This is a genomic window from Streptomyces sp. NPDC046866 (assembly GCF_040704625.1).
Taxonomy (GTDB): Bacteria; Actinomycetota; Actinomycetes; order Streptomycetales; family Streptomycetaceae; genus Streptomyces.
In genome coordinates, this window is the sequence record NZ_JBEYXN010000040.1 from 1 (window position 1) to 26,443 (window position 26,443).

At 71.7% G+C, this 26,443-nt stretch carries 32 protein-coding genes; 22 read left to right on the forward strand and 10 right to left on the reverse strand.

Translation table 11 applies throughout. The features are described 5' to 3' along the window. The first annotated feature begins 203 nt into the window (after nt 1–203). Nucleotides 204–878 (forward strand): polysaccharide deacetylase family protein, encoded by a 675-nt coding sequence (locus AB0953_RS33295; protein ID WP_366863330.1) that lies wholly within the window; start codon nt 204–206, stop codon nt 876–878. A 28-nt stretch (nt 879–906) separates the two neighbouring features. Here the strand turns inward: AB0953_RS33295 and AB0953_RS33300 are convergent, their stop codons facing one another. Both AB0953_RS33300 and AB0953_RS33305 read right to left on the reverse strand, forming a co-directional pair. Next, nucleotides 907–1,668 carry an SDR family NAD(P)-dependent oxidoreductase gene (locus AB0953_RS33300; protein WP_366863331.1) on the reverse strand — a complete coding sequence of 254 codons (762 nt, stop codon included), beginning with the start codon at nt 1,666–1,668 and terminating at the stop codon, nt 907–909. 89 nt (nt 1,669–1,757) lie between these two features. After that, entirely contained in the window at nt 1,758–2,093 is a 336-nt protein-coding gene (locus AB0953_RS33305) for a YnfA family protein (protein WP_366863332.1), read from the reverse strand. Nucleotides 2,094–2,189: 96 nt separating this feature from the next. On the opposite strand from AB0953_RS33305, the gene AB0953_RS33310 reads away from it, so the two are divergent. Further along, entirely contained in the window at nt 2,190–2,696 is a 507-nt protein-coding gene (locus AB0953_RS33310) for a hypothetical protein (RefSeq protein WP_366863333.1), read from the forward strand. A gap of 26 nt (nt 2,697–2,722) precedes the next feature. On the opposite strand, the gene AB0953_RS33315 is transcribed toward AB0953_RS33310, so the two are convergent. Both AB0953_RS33315 and AB0953_RS33320 read right to left on the reverse strand, forming a co-directional pair. Continuing rightward, on the reverse strand, nt 2,723–3,460 hold the full coding sequence (locus tag AB0953_RS33315) for a Mut7-C RNAse domain-containing protein (protein ID WP_366863334.1): 738 nt from the start codon (nt 3,458–3,460) through the stop codon (nt 2,723–2,725). Nucleotides 3,461–3,501: 41 nt separating this feature from the next. Next, nucleotides 3,502–3,918: a helix-turn-helix domain-containing protein gene (locus AB0953_RS33320; protein WP_366863335.1), complete on the reverse strand. Its 417-nt coding sequence runs from the start codon at nt 3,916–3,918 to the stop codon at nt 3,502–3,504. 156 nt (nt 3,919–4,074) lie between these two features. Here AB0953_RS33320 and AB0953_RS33325 point away from each other — a divergent pair, with 156 nt between their 5' ends. Then, nucleotides 4,075–4,974 (forward strand): NADP-dependent oxidoreductase, encoded by a 900-nt coding sequence (locus tag AB0953_RS33325; RefSeq protein WP_366863374.1) that lies wholly within the window; start codon nt 4,075–4,077, stop codon nt 4,972–4,974. A gap of 139 nt (nt 4,975–5,113) precedes the next feature. Here the strand turns inward: AB0953_RS33325 and AB0953_RS33330 are convergent, their stop codons facing one another. Further along, nucleotides 5,114–5,731: a hypothetical protein gene (locus tag AB0953_RS33330; protein ID WP_366863336.1), complete on the reverse strand. Its 618-nt coding sequence runs from the start codon at nt 5,729–5,731 to the stop codon at nt 5,114–5,116. A gap of 134 nt (nt 5,732–5,865) precedes the next feature. Between AB0953_RS33330 and hemL the strand changes: the two genes are divergently transcribed. From hemL to AB0953_RS33370, 8 genes are all read left to right on the forward strand, one after another. Then, on the forward strand, nt 5,866–7,200 hold the full coding sequence (gene hemL / locus AB0953_RS33335; RefSeq protein ID WP_366863337.1) for a glutamate-1-semialdehyde 2,1-aminomutase: 1,335 nt from the start codon (nt 5,866–5,868) through the stop codon (nt 7,198–7,200). Further along, entirely contained in the window at nt 7,197–7,871 is a 675-nt protein-coding gene (locus AB0953_RS33340) for a histidine phosphatase family protein (RefSeq protein ID WP_366863338.1), read from the forward strand. Before hemL ends, AB0953_RS33340 begins: the two co-directional genes overlap by 4 nt. A gap of 68 nt (nt 7,872–7,939) precedes the next feature. Beyond that, a complete protein-coding gene (locus AB0953_RS33345; RefSeq protein ID WP_366863339.1) occupies nt 7,940–8,566 on the forward strand; it encodes a TlpA disulfide reductase family protein in 627 nt (208 codons plus the stop codon). A 4-nt stretch (nt 8,567–8,570) separates the two neighbouring features. Next, complete coding sequence (locus tag AB0953_RS33350; protein ID WP_366863340.1) at nt 8,571–9,350, forward strand: cytochrome c biogenesis protein CcdA; 780 nt, start codon at nt 8,571–8,573, stop codon at nt 9,348–9,350. A 13-nt stretch (nt 9,351–9,363) separates the two neighbouring features. Continuing rightward, nucleotides 9,364–11,073: a cytochrome c biogenesis protein ResB gene (locus tag AB0953_RS33355; RefSeq protein WP_366863341.1), complete on the forward strand. Its 1,710-nt coding sequence runs from the start codon at nt 9,364–9,366 to the stop codon at nt 11,071–11,073. Further along, complete coding sequence (gene ccsB, locus AB0953_RS33360) at nt 11,070–12,164, forward strand: c-type cytochrome biogenesis protein CcsB (protein WP_366863342.1); 1,095 nt, start codon at nt 11,070–11,072, stop codon at nt 12,162–12,164. Before AB0953_RS33355 ends, ccsB begins: the two co-directional genes overlap by 4 nt. 25 nt (nt 12,165–12,189) lie before the next feature. Next, nucleotides 12,190–12,693 carry an SRPBCC domain-containing protein gene (locus tag AB0953_RS33365; RefSeq protein WP_366863343.1) on the forward strand — a complete coding sequence of 168 codons (504 nt, stop codon included), beginning with the start codon at nt 12,190–12,192 and terminating at the stop codon, nt 12,691–12,693. A 253-nt stretch (nt 12,694–12,946) separates the two neighbouring features. Then, the gene (locus AB0953_RS33370; RefSeq protein ID WP_366863344.1) at nt 12,947–13,633 is read left to right on the forward strand and encodes a hypothetical protein; all 687 of its coding nucleotides are present in this window, start codon (nt 12,947–12,949) and stop codon (nt 13,631–13,633) included. A 26-nt stretch (nt 13,634–13,659) separates the two neighbouring features. On the opposite strand, the gene AB0953_RS33375 is transcribed toward AB0953_RS33370, so the two are convergent. Then, nucleotides 13,660–13,980 (reverse strand): PLD nuclease N-terminal domain-containing protein, encoded by a 321-nt coding sequence (locus tag AB0953_RS33375; protein ID WP_366863345.1) that lies wholly within the window; start codon nt 13,978–13,980, stop codon nt 13,660–13,662. A 90-nt stretch (nt 13,981–14,070) separates the two neighbouring features. Here AB0953_RS33375 and AB0953_RS33380 point away from each other — a divergent pair, with 90 nt between their 5' ends. From AB0953_RS33380 to AB0953_RS33400, 5 genes are all read left to right on the forward strand, one after another. Next, entirely contained in the window at nt 14,071–15,528 is a 1,458-nt protein-coding gene (locus tag AB0953_RS33380; RefSeq protein ID WP_366863346.1) for a menaquinone biosynthesis decarboxylase, read from the forward strand. After that, entirely contained in the window at nt 15,525–15,995 is a 471-nt protein-coding gene (locus tag AB0953_RS33385) for a hypothetical protein (RefSeq protein WP_366863347.1), read from the forward strand. Before AB0953_RS33380 ends, AB0953_RS33385 begins: the two co-directional genes overlap by 4 nt. Then, the gene (gene mqnP / locus AB0953_RS33390; protein ID WP_366863348.1) at nt 15,992–16,915 is read left to right on the forward strand and encodes a menaquinone biosynthesis prenyltransferase MqnP; all 924 of its coding nucleotides are present in this window, start codon (nt 15,992–15,994) and stop codon (nt 16,913–16,915) included. Before AB0953_RS33385 ends, mqnP begins: the two co-directional genes overlap by 4 nt. 78 nt (nt 16,916–16,993) lie before the next feature. Further along, nucleotides 16,994–17,578: a Uma2 family endonuclease gene (locus AB0953_RS33395; RefSeq protein ID WP_366863349.1), complete on the forward strand. Its 585-nt coding sequence runs from the start codon at nt 16,994–16,996 to the stop codon at nt 17,576–17,578. Nucleotides 17,579–17,661: 83 nt separating this feature from the next. Beyond that, nucleotides 17,662–18,342 carry a UbiX family flavin prenyltransferase gene (locus AB0953_RS33400; protein ID WP_366863350.1) on the forward strand — a complete coding sequence of 227 codons (681 nt, stop codon included), beginning with the start codon at nt 17,662–17,664 and terminating at the stop codon, nt 18,340–18,342. Here the strand turns inward: AB0953_RS33400 and AB0953_RS33405 are convergent. Beyond that, on the reverse strand, nt 18,339–18,479 hold the full coding sequence (locus tag AB0953_RS33405) for a hypothetical protein (RefSeq protein ID WP_366863351.1): 141 nt from the start codon (nt 18,477–18,479) through the stop codon (nt 18,339–18,341). The genes AB0953_RS33400 and AB0953_RS33405 overlap by 4 nt on opposite strands. 123 nt (nt 18,480–18,602) lie before the next feature. Here AB0953_RS33405 and AB0953_RS33410 point away from each other — a divergent pair, with 123 nt between their 5' ends. The 5 genes from AB0953_RS33410 (at nt 18,603) to AB0953_RS33430 (ending at nt 23,080) form a co-directional block, all read left to right on the forward strand. Further along, nucleotides 18,603–19,058, forward strand: coding sequence for an Lrp/AsnC family transcriptional regulator (locus tag AB0953_RS33410; protein ID WP_361909695.1), 456 nt, complete (start codon nt 18,603–18,605; stop codon nt 19,056–19,058). A gap of 87 nt (nt 19,059–19,145) precedes the next feature. After that, nucleotides 19,146–20,309: an aminofutalosine synthase MqnE gene (mqnE, locus tag AB0953_RS33415; RefSeq protein WP_366863352.1), complete on the forward strand. Its 1,164-nt coding sequence runs from the start codon at nt 19,146–19,148 to the stop codon at nt 20,307–20,309. Nucleotides 20,310–20,458: 149 nt separating this feature from the next. Then, nucleotides 20,459–20,983, forward strand: a complete 525-nt coding sequence (locus AB0953_RS33420; protein WP_366863353.1) for a GNAT family N-acetyltransferase — start codon at nt 20,459–20,461, stop codon at nt 20,981–20,983. Between the two features lie 148 nt (nt 20,984–21,131). Continuing rightward, nucleotides 21,132–21,437 carry a DUF4229 domain-containing protein gene (locus AB0953_RS33425; protein WP_362174977.1) on the forward strand — a complete coding sequence of 102 codons (306 nt, stop codon included), beginning with the start codon at nt 21,132–21,134 and terminating at the stop codon, nt 21,435–21,437. A 323-nt stretch (nt 21,438–21,760) separates the two neighbouring features. Next, nucleotides 21,761–23,080 (forward strand): dicarboxylate/amino acid:cation symporter, encoded by a 1,320-nt coding sequence (locus AB0953_RS33430; RefSeq protein ID WP_366863354.1) that lies wholly within the window; start codon nt 21,761–21,763, stop codon nt 23,078–23,080. A gap of 90 nt (nt 23,081–23,170) precedes the next feature. On the opposite strand, the gene AB0953_RS33435 is transcribed toward AB0953_RS33430, so the two are convergent. Continuing rightward, entirely contained in the window at nt 23,171–23,491 is a 321-nt protein-coding gene (locus AB0953_RS33435) for a hypothetical protein (protein WP_366863355.1), read from the reverse strand. Between the two features lie 139 nt (nt 23,492–23,630). Between AB0953_RS33435 and AB0953_RS33440 the strand changes: the two genes are divergently transcribed. Beyond that, nucleotides 23,631–24,299, forward strand: coding sequence for a hypothetical protein (locus tag AB0953_RS33440; RefSeq protein ID WP_366863356.1), 669 nt, complete (start codon nt 23,631–23,633; stop codon nt 24,297–24,299). 228 nt (nt 24,300–24,527) lie between these two features. Here the strand turns inward: AB0953_RS33440 and AB0953_RS33445 are convergent, their stop codons facing one another. After that, entirely contained in the window at nt 24,528–25,781 is a 1,254-nt protein-coding gene (locus AB0953_RS33445; protein WP_366863357.1) for a hypothetical protein, read from the reverse strand. Nucleotides 25,782–25,864: 83 nt separating this feature from the next. After that, a complete protein-coding gene (locus AB0953_RS33450) occupies nt 25,865–26,380 on the reverse strand; it encodes a SigE family RNA polymerase sigma factor (RefSeq protein WP_366863358.1) in 516 nt (171 codons plus the stop codon). Nucleotides 26,381–26,443: the final 63 nt, after the last annotated feature.

Here is a 26,443-nt window from a genome sequence, read left to right on the forward strand (position 1 = left end):
TCCCGCCGCACCAGCGGTGCGAACACCTCGGACGCGAACTCCTCCAACCGGCCCCGCACCGCGACAAGCTCCCCAGCCCTCATACAGCCAGCGAACTACCACACACACGACGCGACAAGCCAGCTAACAAAGCACTACTAGTTGGGGCCGCGAGTCTCGCCGGGGGATTGACGGTGGCGGATGGTCTAGACCAAGGTGGCGGCATGGGGAGAACTCGTGTGCTGCTTGCCGCCGTCGCGTCGCTGTCGCTCGCTCTCGGGGGCGCCGGGTCCGCTCAGGCCGGGGTGGGTTTGCCCGTCGTCGTGTCGCACGTGCCGACGCAGGAGAAGGTCGTCTTCATCACCGTCGACGACGGGTGGGTCCACGACCCGGCCGCCGCGCAGACCCTTCTCGACCGGCGGGTTCCCGTGTCGCTGTTCCTGCTGCCGGGGGCGGCCTCGTACGACACCGGGTACTTCACCCGGCTCGTGGAGGAGGGGCGGGCCACCGTCGAGAACCACACGGTCAACCACCCGGACCTCACCACCCTCGACGCCGCCGGGAAGGACGCCGAGGTCTGCGGGGCGGGGGAGCGGCTCGCGGCCGCGTTCGGGCGGGAGCCGAAGCTGCTGCGGCCGCCGTACGGGGCGGTCAACGACGACGTACGGCTCGCGGCGAAGGCGTGCGGGGTGAAGGCGCTGGTGACGTGGACGCACGACTTCACCACCTGGGACCGGACCCCGCCGACCCCGCAGCTGAAGCCCGGCGACATCGTGCTGCTGCACTTCACGCCGACGCTGGGCGCGGACCTGCAGCGGGCCCTGGACGCGGCGAGGGCCGCGGGCCTGAAGCCCGCGGCCCTCGTGCCGCACCTGAAGGCGGCCGGGATCGTCCCCTAGCCGCGGCGGCGGCAGCGCCAGCGGCGGTTCACAGCTCGCGGTGGACCTTGGTGTTCGAGGCCTGGGCGCGGGGGCGGACCACGAGCAGGTCGATGTTGACGTGGCTGGGCCGGGTGACGGCCCAGGTGATGGTGTCGGCCACGTCGTCGGCGGTCAGCGGCTCGGCGACGCCCGCGTACACCTGGGCGGCCTTCTCGGTGTCGCCGCGGAAGCGGGTGGTGGCGAACTCCTCGGTCTTGACCATGCCGGGGGCGATCTCGATGACGCGGACGGGCTGGCCGACGATCTCCAGGCGGAGGGTCTCGGCCAGGACGCGCGCGCCGTTCTTGGCGGCGACGTAGCCGGCGCCGCCCTCGTAGGTGGCGTGCCCGGCGGTGGAGGAGAGGACCACGACGGTGCCGTCGCCGGAGGCGGTCAGGGCGGGCAGCAGGGCCTGGGTGACGTTGAGGGTGCCGATGACGTTGACCTCGTACATCGTGCGCCAGTCGGCCGGGTCGCCGGTGGCCACCGGCTCGGCGCCGATCGCGCCGCCCGCGTTGTTGACCAGGACGTCGCAGCGGTCGAGGGAGGCCGCGAAGGCGTCGACGGCGGCCCGGTCGGTGACGTCGAGGGCGTGGGCGGCGGCGGAGTGCCCGGCGGCGGTGAGCTCGGCGGCGAGGGCCTCGATGCGGTCCTTGCGGCGGGCGGTGAGGACGACGTGGTAGCCGGCCTTCGCGAGCTGCCGGGCGGTGGCGGCGCCGATGCCGCTGCTCGCGCCGGTGACGACGGCGGTGCGGGTGGCCGTGCTCATGTGGGGGCTCCTCGGGCGGTCGTGCGCGCGTGCGTGTGGCGTGCGTGCGTGTGTTCGTACGGGCGGGTACCGGCCAGCATAGGCGGGGGTCAGCGGCCGCGCGGGGCGTACATGATCACGGCCATTCCGGCGAGGCAGACGAGGGCGCCGGCGATGTCCCAGCGGTCGGGGCGGTAGCCGTCGGCGACGACGCCCCAGAGCAGGGAGCCCGCGACGAAGACCCCGCCGTAGGCGGCCAGGACGCGGGCGAAGTCGCCCTGGGGCTGGAGCGTGGCCACGAAGCCGTACAGGCCGAGGGCGATCACGCCGGCGCCGATCCAGGCCCACCCGCGGTGTTCGCGCAGGCCCTGCCAGACGAGCCAGGCGCCGCCGATCTCCAGGACGGCGGCGAGGGCGAACAGGGCGGCGGAGCGGGCGATCAGCATGGCGCGAAGCGTACGCAGGGGCCGGTTGGGGGAGGGCTCGCCCTCGTTCGTGTGATGGTCCGACCGGTCGGAGCCCGGGGTGGTTAGCGTCCGCGCGTGAAGGAGGTGGTGGCGGTGCGCCGTGGCGCCGTACGGAGTGTGGTGGTGGCGGGGCTGCTGGTGCTCGGCGGTGCCGCCGGGGTCCAGACGCAGGCCCTCGCGCAGGGGCCCGACGAGGGCGACGTGGCCGATGTCGCCTACCACGGGCGGGTGTCCCTGGAGCGGGGGCAGTTGCGCGTGTGGCTGGTGCCGCAGAACGACGGGCCGGCCGCGCTGCCCGACGCGACGGTACGGGTGAGGCTGTCGGCCGAGCTCGCCGACCGGCAGGAGCTCGGCCAGGGCTGTGTGCGGGCCGGCTCGCGCGAGGTGGTGTGCGAGACGGGGCCGCTGCCGATGCACGGGTACGGCCGGCACATCGGGCTGCTGCTGGCGCTGAAGGAGCCGGTCCCGGAGGTGGTGGTCCGGATCGACACCTGGTGGAACGGCGGGGCGTCGGACCGGAACCTGTCCAACAACCAGCACGCGGTCCTGGCCCTGGACACCGGCGACCCCTACGCCTTCTGACGCCCAGGCACTGACCGCCCGGGCGGTCAGTGCCTGCCCACCGCCCCGAACTCCTCGACCGCCTCGCTGACGATGCGCTGGAGGCGGGCGTGGTGGGCTCCGCGCCAGTAGACCCGCTCGCACGCCGTGCACTGCGCGAACACGTCGTAGGAGCGGTGCGTGCCGCGCTCGAGGCGGTCGCCGACGCTGTCCTTGTCGGCGTCGCGCAGCGCACCGTTGCAGGCGGTGCAGCGGGTCCACGGGGCGAGGGCCGGGGCGAAGCGGCCCAGCACGTCGCGCAGTTGCTCGTCGGGGTTGTCGCTGTAGACGTAGGCCCCGGCGAAGATCTCGCGGCGGCGCAGCAGCCCGCGGTCGCGGGAGAGCAGGACGCGCTGCTCGTCGGCGGAGCGGGTGGCGAGGGCGGGGTCCCCGATGTCCTCGTTCTCGTACGCGGCGTCCACGCCGAGCAGGCGCAGGCGGCGGGCGAGGGTGCCGAGGTGGACGTCGAGCAGGAAGCGCAGCGGTGCGCCGTCGACGCGCTGCGGACGCTCGACGCCGAACACCTCGACGGACTGCCCGGCGCGCGGCACGTACGAGACGGGCACCTCGCGGCCGTCGACCAGCAGCCGGCCGACCTCGGTGAGCGGGACCCCGGCCGATTCCACGACGTGGCCGAGGCTGGAGGCGCCGTCGGTCGCGGTCGGTACGCGCTCGGCGCGCCTGCTGGGCGGGGCGAACAGGCGCAGTTCGGGGGCGAGGGTGAGCTGAATGCCGGGTCCGTTCACGCTGCCAGCATGCCATTGCGGGGCGGGCCGGCGCGGGGGATTTACGCGCTCTGCGCGGCCTCGTCGTAGGCGGCGCGGTGGGCGCTGACCTCGTCGAAGTGGGTCTCGGCCCACAGCTTCACCGAGGACAGCAGGGTGCCGAGGCCGGCGCCGAGCTCGGTGAGGCGGTAGTCGACGCGGACCGGGACGGTCGGGGTGACGGTGCGGCTGACCAGGCCGTCGCGTTCGAGGGAGCGCAGGGTCTGGGTCAGCATCTTCTGGCTGACGCCCGGGATCTTGCGGCCGAGGTCGCTGTAGCGCATGGAGCCGCCCTCGGCCTTGCCCAGTGCGCTGACGATCAGGCCGACCCACTTGTCGCTGATGCGGGCCAGGAGCTGGCTGGTGGGGCACTCCTTGAGGAAGGCGTCGTAGGCGTAGCGCGCTTCTTCGCGGCGGGCGGCGGCGCTGAGGGTGGCCATCGGTACCCACTTCCGGGTCGGGTACGCACTCCGAAGTACGTACTTACGGAAAGAGAGTACCTCTCCCTAGGTTAGTGCTCACAAGGAACGGGCGGACGAACGAGCCGAACCGAGCGAAACGGGAGACGGATCATGAGCGAGAACACCACGCGGACCATGCAGGCAGTCGTCGTCGACGAGTTCGGCGGCCCCGAGCAGGTGCGCATCGTCGAGGTGCCGGTGCCCCGCCCCGAGGCCGGCCAGGTCCGGGTCCGGGTCCGGGCCGCCGGGGTCAACCCGGTGGACGGCGCGGTCCGCGTGGGCGTCTTCGGCGGCGCGGGGCAGCGCCTCGGCCTCGGCTGGGACGTGGCCGGCGAGGTGGACGAGGTCGGCGCCGGCGTCACCGGCTGGTCGGTGGGCCAGCAGGTGATCGGCCTGCACTACGGCCCGGTCAAGCCGCTCGGCACGCACGCCGAGTATGCGGTGCTCGACGCCTCGGCCCTGGCCCCCGCCCCGGCCACCGCGGACGCCGTCGCCGCCGCCGGGCTCCCGCTGAGCGGACTCACCGCCGGGCGCGCGGTGCGGCTGCTGGACCTGGCGCCGGGCTCCTCGGTGCTGGTCACCGGGGCCGCCGGCATCGTCGGCGGGCTCGCGGTGCAGCTCGCGGCGCGGGCCGGGCTGGCGGTGACGGCCCTGGCGGGCGAGGGCGACGAGGAGCTCGTACGGTCGCTGGGCGCGACGGCTTTCGTCCCGCGCGGCGGGGCCCCGGCCGAGCAGGTCGACGGGGTGATCGACGCGGCGGTCCTCGGTGAGGAGGCGCTCGGCTTCGTCCGCGACGGCGGCGTCTACGTGGGCCTGCGCCCGCACGCCGCCCCGGCCGCGGAGCGCGGGATCACGGTGGTCGAGCAGGAGGTCGCGGCCGACGGCGCGCACCTGGCGGAGCTGTCGGCCCTGGTCGACGAGGGCGCGCTCACCCTGCGGGTGGCCCGCACGATCCCGCTGGCCGACGCCGCGAAGGCCCACGCCGAACTGGCCGAGCCGGGCACCCGCGGCCGCCTGGTCCTGACCACCGCCTGACCCGCCGCCTGACGCCGCCTGACCCTCCTGACCGCACGCCGAGCCCCCGCCCCGCGGCGGGGGCCGGCGGCAGGCCGGGTGGCACACGGCTCAGGGCCGGCCTCAGGAGCCTCAGGAGCCCGGCCTCAGGAGCCCGGCCTCAGGGCCAGACCAGGCAGTACGGCTGGTGGCCCGCCTCGTGGAGGCGGTGGCTGAAGTCCTGCCACTCGTGCAGGAGCTGGTAGACGTTGAACGCGTCCCGCGGGCCGCTGCGGTCGGGCACCGTGGACCAGATGAACGCCGCCGCGCCGACCGACTCCTCGCCGATGTCGCGCAGCGGGTCGACCACCGTCATGGGGAGCTTGACCACCGCGTAGTCGGGGTGGAGGACGACCAGCTCCAGCGGGGGCACCTTGTGCAGGGGTATGCCCTGGATGCCGGTGAGGACCATCGCGGCCATCGTCTCCGGCTTGATCTTGGTGAACATGCCGCCCATGCCGAGCTCGTCGCCGCCGAGCTCCTCCGGCCGCATCGTGACCGGCACCCGGGCCGCCGTGGCCCCGTCGGGGGCGCCGAAGTACTTGTACGTCACGCCCATGCCGCGGCCCTTGGGCAGCAGGCTGCCGGCATCCTCGGCCGTCTCGGTCTCCGGCACCGGATCGGCCGCGTCCGCGGCCCGCCGGCGGTGCCTGCCCCGGCGGCGGGCTTCGCGGGCCTCGCGGGCGCGCTTCGGGTCGAGGCCGTCCGTACCCTCGCCCGGTCCACCACCGCGTTGCATATCTCCACCCGACTGGTCTTGCCTGCCCCGGCCCCGCGGCCCCCGCCACGCAGCCTGATCATCATGGCAGTGACCTCCCCGCGGGCGGCGCGGTGAAACGCCCGTCCGCAAGTCAGTCGCGGCCTGATGAGACCATGGCTCGTGTGAGCTACCCGTACCCGTATGAAGCCAAAGTCTCGCAGACTCTCTTTGACCGCGCGTCCCTCGTGACGCCCGGCGGCGTGAACTCTCCGGTGCGCGCGTTCCGCGCCGTGGGCGGTACGCCCAGGTTCATGGTGTCCGGTACCGGTCCGTACCTGACCGACGCCGACGGCCGCGAGTACGTCGACCTGGTCTGCTCGTGGGGCCCGATGATTCTCGGCCACGCCCACCCGGCCGTGGTGGAGGCCATCCAGGCCGCCGTCGCCCGCGGCACCTCCTTCGGCACGCCCGGCGAGGGCGAGGTCGCCCTCGCCGAGGAGATCGTCGCCCGTATCGAGCCCGTCGAGCAGGTCCGCCTGGTGTCCTCCGGTACGGAGGCCACCATGTCCGCGATCCGCCTGGCGCGCGGGTTCACGGGCCGCTCCAAGGTCGTGAAGTTCGCCGGCTGCTACCACGGCCACGTGGACGCGCTGCTCGCCGCCGCCGGTTCCGGTCTGGCGACTTTCGCGCTGCCGGACACCCCCGGCGTCACCGGCGCGCAGGCCGGCGACACGATCGTGCTGCCGTACAACGACCTCGACGCGGTCCGGGCGGCCTTCGCGGCGCACCCCGGCGAGATCGCCTGCGTGATCACCGAGGCCGCGCCCGGCAACATGGGCGTGGTCACGCCCGCCGAGGGCTTCAACCAGGGGCTCGCCGACGTGTGCCGCGAGAACGGCGCGCTGTACATCTCCGACGAGGTCATGACCGGTTTTCGCACCTCGCGGGCCGGCTGGTACGGGGTCGACGGCGTCAAGCCCGACCTGATGACCTTCGGCAAGGTCATGGGCGGCGGCTTCCCGGCCGCGGCGTTCGGAGGCCGCGCCGACGTGATGGGCCACCTGGCCCCGGCCGGCCCGGTCTACCAGGCGGGCACCCTCTCCGGGAACCCCGTCGCGACGGCCGCGGGCCTGGCGCAGCTGCGCCTGCTCGACCAGGCCGCGTACGAGACGGTCGACGCAGTGTCGGCGCAGATCCAGGGCCTGGTCACGGACGCGCTGGCCAAGGAGGGCGTGGCCCACCGGCTGCAGACCGCCTCCAACATGTTCTCCGTCTTCTTCACCGACAAGCCGGTGCGGAACTACGAGGACGCGAAGACGCAGGACGCCTTCCGCTTCAACGCGTTCTTCCACTCGATGCTGTCGCAGGGCGTCTACCTGCCGCCGTCGGCCTTCGAGTCGTGGTTCGTCTCCACCGCCCACGACGAGCAGGCCGTCGAGCGGATCGCGGCCGCGCTGCCCGCCGCCGCCCGCGCCGCCGCGCAGGCCCTCCCGGAAGGTGCCGCATGAGCGACATCACCGTCGTCCACCTGATGCGCCACGGCGAGGTGCACAACCCCGACGGGGTCCTGTACGGGCGCCGCGCGGGCTACCACCTCTCCGAGCTGGGCCGCCGCATGGCGGACCGGGTCGCCGAGCACCTGCAGGACCGCGACATCACGTACGTGGTCTCCTCCCCGCTGGAGCGGGCGCAGGAGACGGCGGCGCCGGTCGCCAAGACCCACGGCCTGGACGTGGCGACCGACGCGCGGCTGCTGGAGGCGGAGAACGTCTTCGAGGGCAAGACCTTCGGCGTCGGCGACGGCGCGCTGCGCAAGCCCGGCAACTGGAAGCACCTGACGAACCCGTTCAAGCCGTCCTGGGGCGAGCCGTACGTGGAGCAGGTCGTCCGGATGATGAGCGCGATCGAGGCGGCGCGGGACGCGGCCCGCGGCCACGAGGCGGTCGCGGTCAGCCACCAGCTGCCGATCTGGATCGTGCGCAGCTTCGCGGAGAAGCGCCGGCTGTGGCACGACCCGCGGCGCCGGCAGTGCACGCTCGCCTCGCTGACCTCGTTCACGTACCAGGGCGACAAGCTGGTGTCGGTGGGCTACAGCGAGCCGGCCCGGGACCTGGTTCCGGCGCACCTGCTGGCCGGGGCGAAGCCCGTCAAGGGCAAGTCGAAGGCGTTCGGCGCCTGACCAGCGCATTGACACACCGGACGGGGGGCGCGGAAGATCGCGCAAATCGCTCATGCGAAACTTTTCACATGAGAATTGGCCGCGCCCTCCGTCGCCGCTCGACCCGCGGCGGCCGTGCCCTCCTGCTGACGGCGGCGACCGTCGGATGCGCCCTGACCCTGACGGCGTGCGACGACGGCGGCAAGCCGTCCGGTTCCGGCGGCGGGAACTACGTGACGGGCCCGAGCGGCATCTCCACCGTCGCGAAGGGCGAGCGCACCGAGGCCCCCAAGCTCGACGGGGAGACCGTCGACGGCAAGACCCTCGACACCACCGCGCTCAAGGGCAAGGTCGTCGTCCTCAACGTGTGGGGCTCCTGGTGCCCGCCGTGCCGCGCCGAGGCCCCGAACTTCGCGAAGGTCTCCAAGGAGCTCGCCGACGCGGGCAAGGACGTGGCGTTCGTCGGGATCAACACCCGCGACAACACCAAGCAGAACGCGGCCGCCTTCGAGGAGAACTTCCAGATCTCCTACCCGAGCCTGTACGACCCGGACGGCAAGCTGATGCTCCGCTTCCCGGCGGGCACGCTGAACCCGAACGCGATCCCCTCCACGATCGTCCTCGACAAGCAGGGGAAGATCGCGGCCCGCACCCTGGCCGCGCTCGACGAGGAACACCTGCGCTCCATGATCGACCCGCTCCTCGCGGAGCAGTGACCTCGTGGTCCCCCCGCTCCTGCCCCTGGCCGCCGAGTCGGCCGGCGTGAACACCACGGTCCTCAACGGGGCGCTGCTGCTGGCCCTGCCCATCGCGGTCCTCGCCGGCCTGGTGTCGTTCTTCTCGCCGTGCGTGCTGCCGCTGGTCCCCGGCTACCTCTCGTACGTCACCGGTGTCAGCGGCGCCGACCTCGCCGAGGCCCGCCGCGGCCGGATGGTGGCCGGCGCGAGCCTGTTCATCCTCGGCTTCACCGCCGTCTTCGTCTCGACCGGCGCCCTGTTCGGCCAGTTCGGCAACGCCCTGGTGGGCAACAAGGAGATCATCTCCCGGGTCATGGGCGGCCTGGTGATCGTCCTCGGCCTGTTCTTCATGGGCGCCATACCGGGGCTGACGATGCGGGAGTTCCGCTTCCACCGCAAGCCGGCGGCCGGCCTGGTCGGCGCGCCCCTGCTGGGCATGCTCTTCGGCCTCGGCTGGACCCCCTGCATGGGCCCGACCCTCGCCGCCGTCACCACGCTCTCCCTCGACCAGGCCAGCGCCGGCCGCGGCGCCCTGCTGACCGTCGCGTACTGCCTGGGCCTGGGCCTGCCCTTCATCGCCGCCGCGGTCGCCTTCCGCAAGGCGCTCGGCGCCTTCGGCTGGGTCAAGAAGCACTACGCGTGGGTGATGCGCATCGGCGGCGGCATGCTGATCCTGACCGGACTGCTCCTCGTCACAGGAATGTGGAGCACCATCATCAGCGACACGCAGAGCTGGACCCGAGGCTTCACGGTGGGGATCTGAGGACGACACGGACATGAGTACGACCGACAAGGCGCCGACCGACGAGGCGCCCACCGAAGGCGCGAGCGCAGCCGAGACCGAAGCCGAGGCCGCGGCCGGCGCGCAGCTGTCCACCGCCCCGACCGAGGACGCCGGCGGGCCCGTCGGCATCGGCGTGCTCGGCTGGATCCGCTGGTTCTGGCGCCAGCTCACCTCCATGCGGGTCGCGCTGATCCTGCTGTTCCTGCTGTCCCTGGGCTCCATCCCCGGCTCGCTCATCCCGCAGACCCAGGTCGACGCGATGAAGGTGGCCCAGTGGAAGAAGGACCACTCCTTCTGGGTCCCGGTCGCCGAGAAGCTCCAGCTCTTCGACGTCTACAGCTCGGTGTGGTTCTCCGCGATCTACCTGCTGCTGTTCATCTCGCTGATCGGCTGCATCGTCCCGCGGACCTGGCAGTTCGTCGGACAGCTCACCGGCCGCCCGCCCGGCGCCCCCCGGCGCCTGGACCGGATGCCCGCGTACACCACCTGGCGCACCGCCGCCGCCCCCGACGAGGTGCTCGCACATGCGAAGTCCCTGCTGGCCGGGAGGCGCTTTCGCACCGAGTCCGGCCGCGGCTCCGTCGCCGCCGAGAAGGGCTATCTGCGCGAGGCCGGCAACCTGGTCTTCCACATCTCGCTGATCGTGCTGCTGGTGGCCTTCGCGTGGGGCCAGCTGTTCAAGTCGGAGGGCGGCAAACTCGTCCTGCGCGGCAAGGGCTTCGCGAACACCCTCACCCAGTACGACGACTTCAAGTCCGGCAGCTTCTTCAGCTCCGAGGACCTGCCGCCGTTCTCCTTCACCCTCGACAAGTTCGACGCCAGCTACGAGCGGACCGGCCCGCAGAAGGGCACCCCGCGCGACTTCAAGGCGTACGTCACCTTCCGCGAGGGCGCCGACGGCGCCCCGCAGAAGCGCGAGATCCAGGTCAACAAGCCTCTGGAGGTCGACGGAGCGAAGGTCTACCTCCTCGGCCACGGCTACGCGCCCGTCATCTCGGTGACCGACCCCACCGGCAAGGTCGTCTACAAGGACGCCGTGCCGATGCTGCCCTTCGACGGCAACCTCAGCTCCTCCGGAGCCGTCAAGGTCACCGACGGCTACCGCGACAAGGACGGCAACAAGGAGCAGCTCGGCTTCAACGCCATGTTCGTGCCGACCTTCGCCGGCGCCGGCCAGGGCACGATGCTCTCCCAGTTCCCCGACACCGACTTCCCCGTCCTCGCGCTGAGCGCCTACCACGGCAGCCTGGGCGTCGACTCGGGCCTCCCGCAGAACGTGTACCAGCTGAACACCTCCAAGATGAAGGAGTTCAAGGACGCCGACGGGCAGCTGTTCAAGAAGCGGCTGCTGCCCGGCGAGACCATGGAGCTCCCGGACGGCGCGGGCACCGTGAAGTTCGAGGGCATCGAGCGCTGGGCCACCTTCTCGATCACCCGGCAGCCGGGCAGCGGGCTCGCGCTCGCCGGCGCGATCGCCGCCATCGGCGGGCTGGCCGCGTCGCTGTTCGTGCAGCGGCGCCGCGTCTGGGTCCGCGCGGTGGCCGGCGAGGACGGCGTGACCGTCGTCGAGATGGCGGGCCTGGGCCGCAGCGAGTCGGCCAAGGTGCCCGAGGAGCTGTCGGTGCTCGCGGCCACGCTGCACCAGCAGGCGCCCACCGCGCCTGAACCCGTCGAAGAATCCCCCGAAGGAGAGCGCGGATGACGCCGCTCGCAGCCGCGGCCAACGAGAACCTGGCCCAGATCAGCAATTACCTGGTCTATTCGTCGATGGCGGTCTACACGCTCGCCTTCTTCGCGCACATCGCCGAGTGGACCTTCGGCAGCCGCAGCAAGGTCGCCCGCACCGCCGCCGCCCTGACCGGCGCGGCCGCCGGGGCCGGCGCCGCGGCGGGGCCCGCCGTGCAGGTGCGCACCAAGGGCGGCGGCACCGCCGTCCTCGACAAGCCGAAGGTCGTCACCCGCTCCTCGGCCGGCACCCGTGACGTCCCGGACGGCCCCGGCGCCGCCGGCGGCACCGCCCAGGGCGACCTGTACGGGCGGATCGCGGTCTCGCTGACCACGCTGGCCTTCCTCATCGAGGCGGGTTCGGTCGTCACCCGCGCGCTGTCCGTCGAGCGGGCCCCCTGGGGCAACATGTACGAGTTCTCGCTCACCTTCTCCACGGTGGCCGTCGGCGCGTACCTGGTGCTGCTCGCCCTGAAGAAGAACGTGCGCTGGCTCGGCCTGCTGCTGGTCACCACCGTCCTGCTGGACCTCGGCATCGCCGTCACCTGGCTCTACACCGACAGCGACCAGCTGGTCCCGGCGCTGCACTCGTACTGGCTGTGGATCCACGTCTCCACGGCGATCTTCTGCGGCGCCGTCTTCTACATCGGCGCCGCGGGCGCGGTCCTCTACCTCTTCCGCGACTCCTACGAGAGCCAGCTCGAGGCCGGCCGCACCCCGGGGAAGTTCCGCAGCTCGGTGCTGGAGCGGCTGCCCTCGGCGGCCTCCCTCGACAAGTTCTCGTACCGCATCAACGCGGCCGTCTTCCCGCTGTGGACCTTCACCATCATCGCGGGCGCCATCTGGGCGGGCGACGCCTGGGGCCGCTACTGGGGCTGGGACCCCAAGGAGGTCTGGTCGTTCGTGACGTGGGTGGCGTACGCCTGCTACCTGCACGCGCGCGCGACCGCCGGCTGGAAGGGCCGCAAGGCCGCCTACCTGGCCCTGTTCGCCTTCGCCTGCTGGATCTGGAACTACTACGGCGTGAACATCCTGCTCAGCGGCAAGCACTCGTACGCGGGCGTCTGAGCCGCAGCAGTGGCACGCTGGTGGCATGCCTCCTGTGAGTCATGCCACCAGCGAGAGCCGGGGCGAGGACCGCTGGATCCTGCGCTTCGAGGTGCACCTGCCCATCGCGTACGAGGCCCTGTGGCCGGCCCTGACCACGGCCGAGGGGCTGCGCGGCTGGCTGGCCGCGGCGGACGTCCTCCAGCGGCGGCTCGGCGGAGCCGTCACCCTGCGCTGGCTCAACACCGGCACCACCGTCACCGGCCGGATCACCGCCTGGGACGTCGAACGCATCGCCGAGTACACGGTGACCGAGCACGGCCGGATCCGCTTCCACCTGGAGCCCGTCGGCACGGACTCCACGGTGATCCGCTTCCTCAACGAGCGCTCCGGCAGCGACGAGGACCGGCTCGACTGCCTGGCCGGCTGGCACCACCACTTCGAACTGCTCGAAGCCGCCCTCCAGGGCCACCCGGCGGACTGGGCCCACTGGACCGACGCCCGCTGGGCCGAGCTGCGCTCCTCGTACGGGGCGTTCTCCCACCGGTAGGCGGCCTTCCGCTCGCCATGCCGGTCCCGGACGACGGGACTAACCTGAAAAAGGACGTCCACGGCGCGCGATCCGCGAAGCCGATCGCGCCGCAGGGCCGGAATCGGGGGACCGGTCGGCGAAGACGCCGCGCCCACGCCCCCGTTACCCGGGCCCCCCACCCACGCGGCCGTGGCGTGCGCCCCGACGGCTACGGCTGTCCCCCTCAACGTCCGTCCCACTCGCCAATGCTTTCCCGGTAAGGAGGGAACGCATGAATCCGCATGCTCGCCCCGCACTTCTGGTCCCGCTCCTCGCCTCCGCGCTCGCCGCGCCCCCGGTGGCGGCTGCTCAGGCCGCCCCCGTCGAACGGGCGCCCGCGGCGCCGGCCGCAGCCGTCTGCAAACTCGTGGTGGCTCCCGGCACGAATCCGGTGGAATTCGACCTGACGCTCGCCGGGTTCCCCTCGGGCCAGCGGGTCAAGGTGAAGGGCGCGGAGAACTTCCAACGGACCGTCGACGCTCAGGGCGCCTTCACCGAGCAGGACGTCAAGAAGGGCACCTACACGGTGTTCTTCGGAGGCGGCCGCCACCAAGGGCAGCAGCAGGTCGCCTGTGAGAAGCCGGCCAGGGTCGCGCCCGTGAACGTCCGCATTTCGGAAGTGCAGATCACCAAGGTGTCGACCGCCACGCCCAAGGTCGACTGCACGGTGCCGCAGAACGTCACGTTCGAGGGCAAGCTCATCGGTACGGGCACCGGGACCGTCGAGTACACGTGGTCGGGCCAGGGCCGGCAGACCCAGCCGGACGTCAAGTTCACCGCCCCTGAAACCGCGACGGTCAACTTCGTCGTGAAGTCCCCCACCCGCGCGGCGGCCACGGACCCGCCGCCGAGGGTCAGCGCAGTGCTCAAGGCGGGCAACGCAACGGACCCGCAGGACTTCACGCTCTCCTGCAGCTGACGTCTGCAGCCGGCGTCCGGCTCAGGTCATGACGACCGGTCGTCCTTGTCGCCGCCGTCCCTGCGGTCCTTGTCGTCGCGGTTCCGGTCCTCGCCGAGGGACCGCAGGAACTCCGGGTTGTCGTCGGGCGCCACCCACTGCGTCCGGCGCGCCCCGCCGCCCACCGCGGCCCGCTGCCGGCCGGCGAAGAGCCACACCACGGGGCCGACGATCGAGAAGAGCAGGATGATCAGCACCCACACCACCTTCGGCAGGTGCTTGACCTCCTCCTCGGGGGTGTTCAGGCAGTCGATGAAGGCGTAGATGGTCAGCGCGATGATCAGCAGGAACGGCAGATAGCGCAGCACGGTGTGGGACCGACTCCCCGGCAGTGGCGGGGGACCCGCGTAGGGCCCCGGTGACACCGCCAGGTTAGCCGGTGACGGATACTGGCCCCTATGGCTTACGACGATCTCCGCTCGCTGCTCCGGGCTCTGGAGCGGGAGGGCGACCTCAAGCGCATCAAGGCCGAAGTCGACCCGTACCTGGAGGTCGGGGAGATCGTCGACAGAGTGAACAAGGCCGGCGGTCCGGCCCTGCTCTTCGAGAACGTCAAGGGCTCCTCGATGCCCCTGGCGATGAACGTCTTCGGCACCGACCGCCGCCTGCTGAAGGCCCTCGGACTGAAGTCGTACGCCGAGATCAGCGACAAGATCGGCGGCCTGCTCAAGCCGGAGCTGCCCCAGGGCTTCATCGGGGTCCGCGAGGCCTTCGGCAAGCTCGGCTCGATGGTGCACGTCCCGCCGAAGAAGGTGAAGGGCGACGCCGCCCCCGTCCAGGAGGTCGTCCTCACCGGCGACGACGTGGACCTGGACGCCCTCCCGGCGCTCTTCACCTGGCCCAAGGACGGCGGCTCCTTCTTCAACCTGGGCCTGACGCACACCAAGCACCCCGAGACCGGGGTCCGAAACCTCGGCCTCTACCGGCTCCAGCGCCACGACAAGCGCACCATCGGCATGCACTGGCAGATCCACAAGGACAGCCGCAACCACTACGCCGTCGCCGCCGCGCGGGGCGAGCGGCTGCCGGTCGCGATCGCCTTCGGCTGCCCGCCGGCGGTGACGTACGCCTCCACCGCGCCGCTCCCGGGCGACATCGACGAGTACCTCTTCGCGGGCTTCGTCGCGGGCAAGCGGATCGAGATGGTGGACTGCAAGACGGTCCCGCTCCAGGTCCCGGCCAACGCGGAGGTCGTCCTGGAGGGCTGGCTGGAACCGGGCGAGATGCTCCCCGAGGGCCCGTTCGGCGACCACACCGGTTTCTACACGCCGCAGGAGCCCTTCCCTGCGCTGACCATCGACTGCGTGACGATGCGCAGGCGCCCGCTCCTGCAGTCGATCGTGGTCGGCCGCCCCCCGACGGAGGACGGCCCGCTGGGCCGTGCGACGGAGCGTTTCTTCCTCCCCCTCCTCAAGATCATCGTGCCGGACATCGTGGACTACCACCTGCCGGAGTCGGGCGGCTTCCACAACTGCGCGATCGTCTCGATCGACAAGAAGTACCCCAAGCACGCCCAGAAGGTCATGCACGCCATCTGGGGCGCCCACATGATGTCCCTGACCAAGCTGATCATCGTGGTGGACAAGGACTGCGACGTCCACGACCTGCACGAGGTCTCCTGGCGGGCGCTGGGCAACACCGACTACTCCCGCGACCTCACGGTCGTCGAGGGCCCGGTCGACCACCTCGACCACGCCTCGTACCAGCAGTTCTGGGGCGGCAAGGCCGGCATCGACGCCACGAAGAAGCTCCCCGAGGAGGGCTACACCCGCGACGGCGGCTGGCCCGACATGGTCGAGTCCGACCCGGCCACGGCCGCCCTCGTGGACCGCCGCTGGAAGGAGTACGGCCTGTGAGCCCCATCGACGTGGGCGGCCCGGAGTTCTTCCTCGGCACCGCGGCGCGGTACGTCGCCCTGGCCCGCCCGGAGATCGACCCCGCGCAGCCCGGCGTGCTCCTCGCCGCCGAGCAGGCGGGCGTGAGCCCGGAGGAGTTCGCGGGGTCCGGGGACACCTGGGCCCTGATGTACGAGGCGGACGGCCAGGGCGACGGCTTCGAGCTGCCCGGCGCGCGGGACATCGAGGCGGACGACTTCGCGGAGCAGCTCCAGCGCGCCTTGGCGGCCGGTGAGCCGTTCACCGCCGAAGCCGGGAACTTCCTGCGGCTCGACGCCCGCCCGTCCGGCGACTGCTGGCTGGTCACCGCGCACATCACGCCGCCCGAGGGCCACGACGACGACACCGCCCGGACCCTGGACCTCGGCGCCCTGCCGGCGGCCGACCTCGCGAACGACCTCGAAGCCTTCCGCAGGAGCCTGGCATGACGACCACCGCCGACGGGGTCATCGGACCCGGGTCCGCGCCGCAGGCACCCGGGAAGGTCAAGGCGTTCCTGCGGCTCGTGATGATCGAGCACTCGGTCTTCGCGCTGCCCTTCGCCTACATCGCCGCGCTGACCGCGATGTTCCAGGCCGACCGCACCGTGCACTGGACCGAGCTGCTGCTCGTCACGGTCTGCATGGTGGGCCTGCGGACCTTCGCGATGGCCGCGAACCGGATCATCGACCGGGAGATCGACGCCCGCAACCCCCGCACCGCGGGCCGCGAGCTCGTCACGGGCGCGGTGTCCGTGCGCTCGGCGTGGACGGGGGCCGGGATCGCGCTGGCCGTGTTCCTCGGGGCGGCGGCGCTGCTGAACCCGCTGTGCCTGGCCCTGGCCCCGGTCGCGGTGGTCCCGATGGTGGTCTACCCGTACGGCAAGCGGTTCACGAACTTCCCGCACGCCATCCTGGGCCTGGCCCAGGCCATGGGCCCGGTCGGGGCCTGGCTCGCCGTCACCGGGGCCTGGTCCTGGGACGCGGTGATCCTGGGCCTGGCGGTGGGCGTGTGGATCGGCGGCTTCGACCTGATCTTCGCCTGCCAGGACGTGGCCGCGGACCGGGCGGACGGCGTCAAGTCCGTCCCGGCCCGCTTCGGCGTCCCGGCGGCCCTGTGGGGAGCCCGCGGCGCGCACGTCGTCACCACGGCCCTGCTGGCCTGGTACGCGGTGGCCACGGGTGCGGGCGTGCCGTTCTGGACCGGCCTGGTGGTCGTGGTGGCGGCGTTCCTGTACGAGCACACCATCGTCACCCCGCACGACCTGTCCCGCCTGAACCGCGCCTTCTTCACGGTGAACGGTTTCATCGGCATCGCACTCTTCGTGTGCGCCCTCCTGGACCTCGTCCTGCGGGGCCTGACGCCCTAGCTCGATGGTGTGAGCCGCGCGGGATCCCGCCGCGCGCGGCCTGCCCGCGCGGATACCGTGCGGCCTACCATCGAGTGCATGGACAGGGAGGCCGACGTGACCATCTCGGAGAGCGACCGCCTGCACTCACAGCTCAGCCGGTTCGAGGACATGTTCCCGGGCTACCGGATGGAGATCGTCGAGGGCGCCATCGTGATGAGTCCGCTGAAGCCGCACCACAACGCCACCATCTGGCACCTGTGGAGCGCACTGCAGCCCCAGATGCCCGACGAGTGGGGCTTCCTCAGTGATGTCGCGGTCCCCTTCGACGGCGACAACGAGTTCTGCCCCGACCTCGCCGTGATCCCGGCCGCCGAAGTGGCCAAGAACCTCAGCGCCTACTCGCCCGACCTGATCGAGCTGGCGATCGAGGTGGTCTCGCCGAGCACGATCCGCAACGGCTACGAGGTCAAGGACGAGGCCTACGCCCGGCGCGGGATCCCGCACTACCTGATCTTCGACCCGTACAAGGCGCACTGCGTGACCCTGTGGAACCCCGGCCCGGACGGCTACCGGGGCCGGGACACCATCCCGTACGGGCAGGCGCTGACCGTCGAGACGGGCATCGGCACGCTGCGCATCGACACCGCGGCCCTGCCGGTGGACCCCTCGGCCGTCAGCTGACCGGGGCCGGCCGGCGCGGGGTCGGGCGGCGGCGGGAGACCTTGGCGAGTGCCCGCCGGGCGTGGCCGGATAGTCTCGTAGCCATGACTGAGCGCAAGCGCACCCCCTGGGTGGTGGGGGTTTCCGGGGCTTCCGGGACGCCGTACGCGGCTTCGGTGATCCGAGGGCTGCTGGCGGCGGGCGAGAGTGTGGACCTGGTGGTGAGCCGGGCCTCGCGGCTGACCCTGCTGGACGAGACCGGGATCGCCTTCCGCGACGCGCACTGGCGCGAGGACCTGCGGGAGTGGCTGGCCCGCGGCGCGGACGGCAAGCCGGGGGCGTTCCGGGTGCCGGACGGGGACGTCCGGTACTGGGCCGCGGGTGACCTGGCGGCCGGGCCGAGCTCGGGCTCGTACCCCGTCAAGGGGATGCTGATCGTGCCGGCGTCCACGGCCTGCGTGGCGGGGGTGGCGCTCGGGCTGTCGAAGGACCTGCTGCAGCGCGTCGCGAGCGTGACGCTCAAGGAGCGGCGCCGGCTGGTGGTCGCGGTGCGGGAGACCCCGCTGAACGGGCAGACGCTGAAGCACCTGGTGGCGCTGGACGAGGCGGGCGCGGTCGTGCTGCCCGCCTCTCCGGCGTTCTATGCGGGTGCGACGCACATCCAGGACCTGGTGGATTTCGTCGCGGGGCGGGTGCTGGATGCGGCAGGGGTGCCGCACCGGCTGTACCGCCGGTGGGAGGGGGAGCTCGGTGGCTCCCGCCCCCGGGAGGCAAGCGGTGACTAGCGCGAGCGCTTCTTCGGGGTGTGCGGCTTGCGGGTCCTGTCCACGCGGTGGGCGGCGGCGGGCTGGTCGGTGCGGGATCGGTTGGCCAGCTCCTGGAGCTGTCGCATGTGCGCGTAGGCCATCTCGATCGTGTACACGGGTGAACCACTCCTGAAGATCGTCATTGATCTGTTGAAAGATTCACAGGGTGTTGACCCTGTGCGCCTTTGATTCTATACGTAAACTTGCGGGATCGCCGAACAATAGAAGGGTCCAGACAGATGGACGCGGTGGATAGGCAGCTCATCCAGGCACTCCGGGAGAACGGACGCGCCTCGTACGCGGAGCTGGGCCGGCTCGTGGGCCTGTCCGGCCCCTCCGTCACCGACCGGATCAACCGGCTGGAGTCGGCCGGCGTCATCACCGGCTACCGCGCGACCGTCGACGCGGCCTCCCTCGGCCTCGGCGTCACCGCGCTGATCGGCATCTCCCTCTCCGACGCCGCCGACCACGAGGACGTGGCCCGCCGCCTGCGCGACCTCGCGGAGATCGAGGACTGCTGGTTCATCGCCGGCGACGACTCCTACATGCTCAAGGTCCGCGCCAGCGACGTGGACGGCCTGGAGAAGATCATCCGCAAGCTCTCCGGCACCAAGGGCGTCTCCCGCACCCGCACCACCATCGTGCTGTCCACGAAGTGGGAGAACCGGGTCGGCGAACTGCCCGAGGAGCGCTGAGAGTACGGTTGCAGGGTCGGGCGCGCCCCACAGGGCGCCCCGCAGGCAGAGCTGGACAGCAGGAACCTAAGAGGAGGCGACCGGCCGATGGACGCTGGGCTCAAGCGTGAGCTGGAGGAGAAGGTCCGCTCCGGCGAGCGGCTCACCCGTGAGGACGGCATCGCCCTCTACGAGTCCGACGACCTGGCCTGGCTCGGGGGGCTCGCCCACGAGGTGCGCACCCGCAAGAACGGCGACGTCGTCCACTTCAACGTCAACCGCCACCTCAACATGACGAACGTGTGCACCGCCTCGTGCGCGTACTGCTCGTTCCAGCGCAAGCCGGGCGAGAAGGACGCGTACACGATGCGCATCGAGGAGGCCGTGCGCCTGGCCAAGGCCATGGAGAGCGAGAGCCTCACCGAGCTGCACATCGTCAACGGCCTGCACCCGAGCCTGCCGTGGCGCTACTACCCGCGCTCGCTCTCCGCGCTGAAGGAGGCGCTGCCGAACGTCTCGCTGAAGGCGTTCACGGCGACGGAGATCCACCACTTCGAGACGATCTCCGGCCTCTCGGCGTCCGAGATCCTGGACGAGCTGATCGAGGCCGGCCTGGAGTCGCTCACCGGCGGCGGCGCGGAGATCTTCGACTGGGAGGTCCGCCAGCACATCGTCGACCACCGGACCCACTGGGAGGACTGGTCGCGCATCCACCGCCTCGCGCACGAGAAGGGCCTCAAGACCCCGTGCACGATGCTGTACGGGCACATCGAGGAGCCGCGCCACCGCGTGGACCACGTGCTGCGGCTACGCGAGCTCCAGGACGAGACCGGCGGCTTCCAGGTCTTCATCCCGCTGCGGTACCAGCACGACTTCGTGGACATGAAGGACGGCAAGGTCCGCAACACCCTCCAGGCCCGCACGACGATGGCCACGGGTGCGGAGGCGCTGAAGACCTTCGCGGTCTCGCGCCTGCTGTTCGACAACATCCAGCACGTGAAGGTGTTCTGGGTGATGCACGGCGTGCAGACCGCCCAGCTGGCGCTGCAGCACGGCGCGGACGACATGGACGGCTCGGTCGTCGAGTACAAGATCACGCACGACGCGGACAACTACGGCACGCCGAACAAGCTGGGGCGCGACGACCTGCTGGACCTGATCCGCGAGGCGGGCTTCCGGCCGGTGGAGCGCAACACGCGCTACGAGATCATCCGCGAGTACCCCGGCCCGGACGCGAGCCTGCGCGAGTCGCCGCAGGCGATGCGCGTGTGACGGCGGCACGTCGGTAGTCGGCGCGTCAGCAGTCGGTGGAAGGCCCCGGTCCAGCAGGACCGGGGCCTTCGTGCGGGTGCGGCCCCGGGCCGGTGCGGGTGTGCGGATGGCCGTTGCCGAGCAGCGCCCGTAATAGATAACCTCGGCCTGTGACTCTTACTTTCACCTTCGATCCGGTCGTCGATCCCGCCCTGCGCGAGGGCATCGTCGCGCTCTGGACCAACGTCACCAACGCCGGCGGCGCGGTGGGGTTCGTGGCGCCGGTCACCGCCGACGACATCCGCCCGGAGATGGTCAAGCACCTCGTCGCCATGGCCGAGGGGCGCCACCGCCTGGTCGTCGGGCGGGACGCGGAGGGCGGGGTCCGCGCCTGCGCCTTCCTCGCCCTCAACACGCACCGGCTGATGAGCCACTGGGCCTGGGCCTACACCGTCATGGTCGACCCCGCCCTCCAGGGCCGGGGTGCGGGCCGCGCCCTGATGGAGGCCGTGGCCGACGCCGCGCGCACCCTCGACGGCGTCGAGGCGGTCCGGCTCGCCTGCCGCGGCGGCCTCGGCCTGGAGCACTTCTACGCGGCCTGCGGCTACAAGGAGGTCGGCCGCGTCCCCGACGCCGTCCGCGTCGCCCCCGGCGACGACCGCGACGAGATCACGATGCTCCTGCCGCTGCACTGAGGCGGGGCGGCGCGGGCGCGGCACCCCGCGCGGTGTCCGATCTGCGGCTCGTGCCCGAAGATGACCCCCGGCGGCGCTGACCGCGCTCCGGTCGTGCTTCACTGGACGGGCACGTGACGCGAGTACCGACGACAGAGAAGGGGTCACCGTGTCCTTCAAGCCGAGCGCGACGATCCGCTACACCGCGATGCGCCTGGGCATCTTCGTCGGATGCCTCGTCCTGGTGGCCGCCCTCGTCCACGTGGGCTGGGTGCCCGCGGGTCTGGGCGACGCCAACTTCGCCTGGGTCGTGCTGCTCGCCCTGGTGCTCTCCGCGCCGCTGTCCTTCGTCCTGCTGCGCAAGCAGCGCGACGAGATGTCCGAGCAGATCGCCGGGCGGGTGGCGGGCGCGAAGCAGAAGCTCGCCGCGAACCGCGCCCAGGAGGACGCGGCGGACGACGCGGCCCGCGCGTAGGTTAGCTTCCTCACACGGCCGAGCGCCCCAGCCCACGGGAACACCCCGTGGACCGGGGCGCTTTGCGTTGTCCGCTGCCGGAGGAGGGGAGCCGGGAGGGCTCTGGGTCAAAGTATGGCTTTGAGGTTCTCAAAGGGAAAGTGTTAGCGTGTCAAACATGTTGACCACAGTTGCGCACCGAATGACCACGGGCATCCCGCTCGTGGCGCGCCTGCACGTCGACCTCTGCCGCCGCGTGTCCGCGGCCTGTTGCGGCTGTCGCTGACCCCGCCTTCTTCCATCCCCCGTTTTCCTCTTTGCGCATGACCCCCCGGAGAGTGTCCGTGTCCGCGACCCCTCAGGCCCCGGCTCCCGCTGCCGCCACCGCCAAGGCCTCCTTCAAGTTCCCCTTCTGGGCCCAGATCGTCACCGGTCTCGTGCTCGGCGTCCTGTTCGGCTGGCTCGCCCGCAGCCAGGACGTCAGCTGGCTCGCCACCACGCTGGAGAAGGTCGGCGACATCTTCGTCCAGCTGCTGAAGCTGGCCGTCGCCCCGCTCGTCTTCTTCGCGATCCTGGTGTCCATCACCAACCTGCGCAAGGTCAACAACGCCGCCCGCCTCGCCTCGCGCACGCTGCTCTGGTTCATGATCACGTCGCTGATCGCCGTCGGCATCGGCCTCGCGATCGGCCTGCTCACCAACCCCGGGGCGGGCACCGGCCTGACCCCGCAGGACGGCAAGCTGCCCAAGCGCACCGGCTCCTGGATCGACTTCCTGACCGGCATCGTGCCGAAGGACATCGTCACGCCGTTCACCGAGCTGAACGTCCTCCAGATCGTCTTCATCGCCGCCGTCGCCGGCATCGCCGCCCTCCAGCTCGGCGCCAAGGCCCAGCCCGTCCTCAACGTGGCCGAGTCCGTACTGGAACTGCTGCAGAAGGCCCTGTGGTGGGTCATCCGCCTGGCGCCCATCGGCACCGTCGGCCTCATCGGCACCGCGATCGCCTCCTACGGCTGGGAGCTGATCGGCAAGTACGCGACCTTCACCGCCGACGTCTACCTCGGCTCGGCGCTCGTGATGTTCGGCGTGTACCCGCTGCTGCTGGCCACCGTCGCCAAGGTCAACCCGATCCAGTTCTTCAAGGGCGCCTGGCCCGCGATCCAGCTCGCCTTCGTCTCCCGGTCCTCGGTCGGCACCATGCCGGTCACCCAGAAGGTCACCGAGCGGCTCGGCGTCCCGAAGGAATACGCCTCCTTCGCCGTCCCGTTCGGCGCGACGACGAAGATGGACGGCTGCGCCGCGATCTACCCGGCCCTCGCCGCGATCTTCATCGCGCAGATCTTCGACGTGCAGCTGACGATCACCGACTACCTGCTGATCGCCTTCGTGTCCGTCGTCGGCTCCGCCGCCACCGCCGGCCTCACCGGCGCCACGGTCATGCTGACCCTGACCCTCTCCACGCTCGGCCTGCCCCTGGAGGGCGTCGGCCTGCTGATGGCCATCGACCCGATCCTGGACATGATGCGCACCGCCACCAACGTCGCCGGCCAGTCCCTGGTCCCGGTCGTGGTCGCGGCCCGCGAGGGAATCCTGGACCGGAAGGCCTACGACGCCGCCTCGTCCTCGCCGCTGGACGACCGCGCCCCGGTGGTGGCCGCCGCCTGACGGGCGCCGCCGACCGGAAGCCGCAGCCCCCGCCCCTCCCTCAGGGCGGGGGCTGCGGCGTTCCCCGACGCGGTGCCCCGCTCCCCGTGCTCAGCCCAGCGTCTCGCCGCGCAGGAAGGCCGTCAGGCCGAGAAGTACGGGCGGGGCGAGCCACCACAGACCCACGGCGCGGCGCACGCCCGGAATGAGGGTGATCAGCAGGCCCAGCGCGCTCAGGAACATCGAGACGAGGCACATCGCGCCGACGGCCGCGTGGCCCTGGTGGTCCCATGCGCCCTGCGGTCCCGCGTACAGGGCCGCGAAGACGGCGCCGGCGTTCAGCAGGTGGACGAGCCCGAGCGGCACCCCGAGCACCCACCGCAGGCATCCCCGGTCCTCGGGCAGGTCGATGCTCTCGCGCCGAAAGGCCATGGTGCTCCCGTCCCCGGTGTTGCTTCCGTGACCGGGGACGGCGAAGGGGAGCATGCGGTTCCGAGCGCCCCCGGAGGGCTCCTCTATAGTCGATCGCTGTTGATCAACCGTTGATCAACTTCGGTTGTACAGGGGAGACATGACGGTACGTGAGATCCGCGCTGCGGCGCAGGTGATCGGGCGGCGCAACGCCCTGCGCTACCTCGCCATCGGGGTCGGGGCCTCGCTGGTCGCGGCGTGCGGCGGCAAGGGCAAGGACGCCCTGCCGGCCACGCCGCCGGCCCTGGGCTCCGACCCGGCCACGGGGGCGGCCCCGGGGGGTTCCACTGCCTCGTCGGCGGCTCCGCGTCCGGCACCGTCCAAGTCCACCCTCGACCGGGCCTTCGACGCGTTCATCGGGGGCGCCTGGAAGATCGAATCGACCACGCCGGGCAGCAAGCCGGTGCACGGGACCGCCACGGTGACCGCGCCGCCCGGCGGGAACGGGGGCTTCACCCTCGTCTGGGACGCCGACGGCACCTCCGTGACCTGGACCGGATCCTGGCTGCTGCGCGGCGGCCACCTGCGCTGCGACGTGTTCGAGGGCGACAAGGAGCTGAAGAAGCTCAGCGGCGGGGAGGCCCTCACCGTCCCGGCGACGGTCGGGGACACGGTCTCGCTCTCCCTGCCCTGGAAGCCGCCGGGGATGAAGGGCACGGGCGACGGCCAGCACCTGAACGTGACGTACAAGGACAACGTCCTGCGGATCGTCCACAACGACGGCCACAACAGCGAGTCGGTACACGTCTGCACCCGCGTCGGCGCATGACCGCCCTTCTCGGCGCAACCGGGACGCGGGGTGCCGCGATGCGGTGGAGGCGGACGTCAAAGAGGTGAAGGAACCGGGGAAAGACCCGCCCCAACCCACCCCCACCGGCCCCCATCGCTGGATCGGTCCCGGGAGGGCGAGGTCCGGGTCGCCGCGGCCCTGGTCGGGTGGTGACGCGGACGTTCTCGTACAACAACCCGGGAGCCATCCGGCGGATCCCCTGACCGTCTAGTTCCGGTCCCGGTTCCAGGCCGGGGCGGTCGCGAGCTCCTTCATCTGCTCCAGCGTGAGAGCAGGCGCCTTGCGGGTGGCCCCGCCGCTGATGTTGGCGGTGTTGTAGGCGGTGAGCGTCACGCGCAGCCCGTTCTTGCGCAGGGTGTCCACGGTCCACTCGACGACGCCCTTGCCCTTCTCGGCGGGCCGCTGCGTGACCTTCACCCGGGTGCCGTCCGCCAGCGGGGCCTCGTGGCCGTCCGGGAAGTCCGCGGCGCCGTGGTCCTCGACGACGTTGACCTGGACCAGGGACGTGCCCTTGCCGTCGTCGAGGACGACGTAGCCGTACCCGTGCTCTCCGCCCTTGGACGCGACCGGGATCCCGTACTTGGCCACCAGGCCCTCCAGCGCCTCCAGGCCCTCCTTGTCCCGCAGCGGCGTCGAGGGTCCGGGCCGGAAGCCTTCCTCGTCGGCCGCCGGAAGGTCGTTCAGCGCCGGGCGCCACTTGTCCGAGGTGACCACCGCCTTCAACTGGGCGGGGGTCAGCGGCGGGTTGGTCCGGGACGTGCCGGCGCCCTTCTCCGCCGGGGAGTTGTTCTCCGACGCCTGCACGTGGAAGCCCTGCGGGGTCACCAGCGTGGCCCGCCAGACCTTGGTGTTCGCGCGGCGGTCCGAGTACTCGTAGCCCTGCTCGACCAGCACCTTGGAGCCGTCCGGCAACTGCTCCACCGTGCAGTCGTCGTACTCCTGGAGGTTCTTGTCCCCGCACTCGGTCAACTGGCGGGTGTTGAACCCGTCCGGGTCCACCCGGCCGAGACCGAACAGGATCGTCGACTTGCCCTTGCCGTCGTCGTACACGCCGCCGACGGAGGGGGTCGACGTCTCCGTGCCCGACACATTGTCGGGCGAGAAGTCCCCGGGCGGCAGCAGCTCCTTGAGGATCGCGACCATCTGTGTACCGCTGACCGCACCGGTCCCGCTGGGCTTGCGCGCGTCCGGGCCGCCGTTCTTGCCGGACTGTCCGGCCTGTGGCGTCGGCGGCGCCGCGACGTCCAGCCGTTCCGGCCCGTCGAGCAGGCCGCCGGTGTACGCGCCGGCCGCGCCGATCAGGGCCAGGGACAGGACCGATCCGCCGATCACGGCGGCCCGGCGGCGGGCCACGAGCCGCCGTCCGCGCCGTTCACCGGCTTCCACGAGGGCGTGCCGGTCGGTCGTGAAACCGTCCCCCGCACGCCGGAGGGCTTCGCCGAGCTCGTCTTCAAAGGGCATGGGCAACCAAACCTTCCGCTTTCAGGGCTGTGAAGAGGACCAAACCGGCGGGCCGCACGAGGCAGGCCGGCGTTTTCCGCTGCTCAGAGGCCCGCGAACTCGGTGACGCTGCCGCCCAGTCGTTCCCTGAGCCGGCCGAGCGCCCGCGAGGTCCGGGTACGGACCGCCGCCGAGCTGGTGTTCATCGCGTCGGCGGTCTCCTCGACGCTGCGGTCCTCCCAGTACCGCAGCACGAGCACCGCCCGGTCCTTGGGCGCGAGCCGCCCCAGCGCCTCCAGGAGCGTCAGCCGCAGCGCGGGATCGCCGGGGCCGGCGGCGGCCGCTCCCGGATCGGGGAACTGCCCGACCGGACGCTCTCCCGCCGACCGCCGGCGCTGGTGCGTCAGGAAGGCCCGTACGAGCACCGTCTGCGCGTACGCCGCCGGATTGTCGATACGGGAGATGCGCCCCCAGAGCAGGTACATCCGGCCCAGGGTCTCCTGTACGAGGTCCTCCGCGAGGTGGGTGTCCCCGCTGGCCAGCAGACAAGCCGACCGGTACAGGTGCCCCGACCTGGCTTCCGCGAACTCACGGAACCCGTCTCTGCGACCCTGCCGCATGTACTCCCCCTCGCGTCGTCTCACCCCATCGACGCGACGGCCGCCCGACAATGTTTCACACGA

Coding starts and splice junctions, on each gene's coding strand:
- AB0953_RS33295 (WP_366863330.1), top strand. CDS start 204: ATGGGGAGAACTCGTGTGCTGCTTGCCGCCGTCGCGTCGCTGTCGCTC.
- AB0953_RS33300 (WP_366863331.1), bottom strand. CDS start 1,668: ATGAGCACGGCCACCCGCACCGCCGTCGTCACCGGCGCGAGCAGCGGC.
- AB0953_RS33305 (WP_366863332.1), bottom strand. CDS start 2,093: ATGCTGATCGCCCGCTCCGCCGCCCTGTTCGCCCTCGCCGCCGTCCTG.
- AB0953_RS33320 (WP_366863335.1), bottom strand. CDS start 3,918: ATGGCCACCCTCAGCGCCGCCGCCCGCCGCGAAGAAGCGCGCTACGCC.
- AB0953_RS33325 (WP_366863374.1), top strand. CDS start 4,075: ATGCAGGCAGTCGTCGTCGACGAGTTCGGCGGCCCCGAGCAGGTGCGC.
- AB0953_RS33330 (WP_366863336.1), bottom strand. CDS start 5,731: ATGCAACGCGGTGGTGGACCGGGCGAGGGTACGGACGGCCTCGACCCG.
- hemL (WP_366863337.1), top strand. CDS start 5,866: ATGGCTCGTGTGAGCTACCCGTACCCGTATGAAGCCAAAGTCTCGCAG.
- AB0953_RS33340 (WP_366863338.1), top strand. CDS start 7,197: ATGAGCGACATCACCGTCGTCCACCTGATGCGCCACGGCGAGGTGCAC.
- AB0953_RS33345 (WP_366863339.1), top strand. CDS start 7,940: ATGAGAATTGGCCGCGCCCTCCGTCGCCGCTCGACCCGCGGCGGCCGT.
- AB0953_RS33355 (WP_366863341.1), top strand. CDS start 9,364: ATGAGTACGACCGACAAGGCGCCGACCGACGAGGCGCCCACCGAAGGC.
- ccsB (WP_366863342.1), top strand. CDS start 11,070: ATGACGCCGCTCGCAGCCGCGGCCAACGAGAACCTGGCCCAGATCAGC.
- AB0953_RS33365 (WP_366863343.1), top strand. CDS start 12,190: ATGCCTCCTGTGAGTCATGCCACCAGCGAGAGCCGGGGCGAGGACCGC.
- AB0953_RS33370 (WP_366863344.1), top strand. CDS start 12,947: ATGAATCCGCATGCTCGCCCCGCACTTCTGGTCCCGCTCCTCGCCTCC.
- AB0953_RS33380 (WP_366863346.1), top strand. CDS start 14,071: ATGGCTTACGACGATCTCCGCTCGCTGCTCCGGGCTCTGGAGCGGGAG.
- mqnP (WP_366863348.1), top strand. CDS start 15,992: ATGACGACCACCGCCGACGGGGTCATCGGACCCGGGTCCGCGCCGCAG.
- AB0953_RS33395 (WP_366863349.1), top strand. CDS start 16,994: ATGGACAGGGAGGCCGACGTGACCATCTCGGAGAGCGACCGCCTGCAC.
- AB0953_RS33400 (WP_366863350.1), top strand. CDS start 17,662: ATGACTGAGCGCAAGCGCACCCCCTGGGTGGTGGGGGTTTCCGGGGCT.
- AB0953_RS33410 (WP_361909695.1), top strand. CDS start 18,603: ATGGACGCGGTGGATAGGCAGCTCATCCAGGCACTCCGGGAGAACGGA.
- mqnE (WP_366863352.1), top strand. CDS start 19,146: ATGGACGCTGGGCTCAAGCGTGAGCTGGAGGAGAAGGTCCGCTCCGGC.
- AB0953_RS33435 (WP_366863355.1), bottom strand. CDS start 23,491: ATGGCCTTTCGGCGCGAGAGCATCGACCTGCCCGAGGACCGGGGATGC.
- AB0953_RS33440 (WP_366863356.1), top strand. CDS start 23,631: ATGACGGTACGTGAGATCCGCGCTGCGGCGCAGGTGATCGGGCGGCGC.
- AB0953_RS33445 (WP_366863357.1), bottom strand. CDS start 25,781: ATGCCCTTTGAAGACGAGCTCGGCGAAGCCCTCCGGCGTGCGGGGGAC.
- AB0953_RS33450 (WP_366863358.1), bottom strand. CDS start 26,380: ATGCGGCAGGGTCGCAGAGACGGGTTCCGTGAGTTCGCGGAAGCCAGG.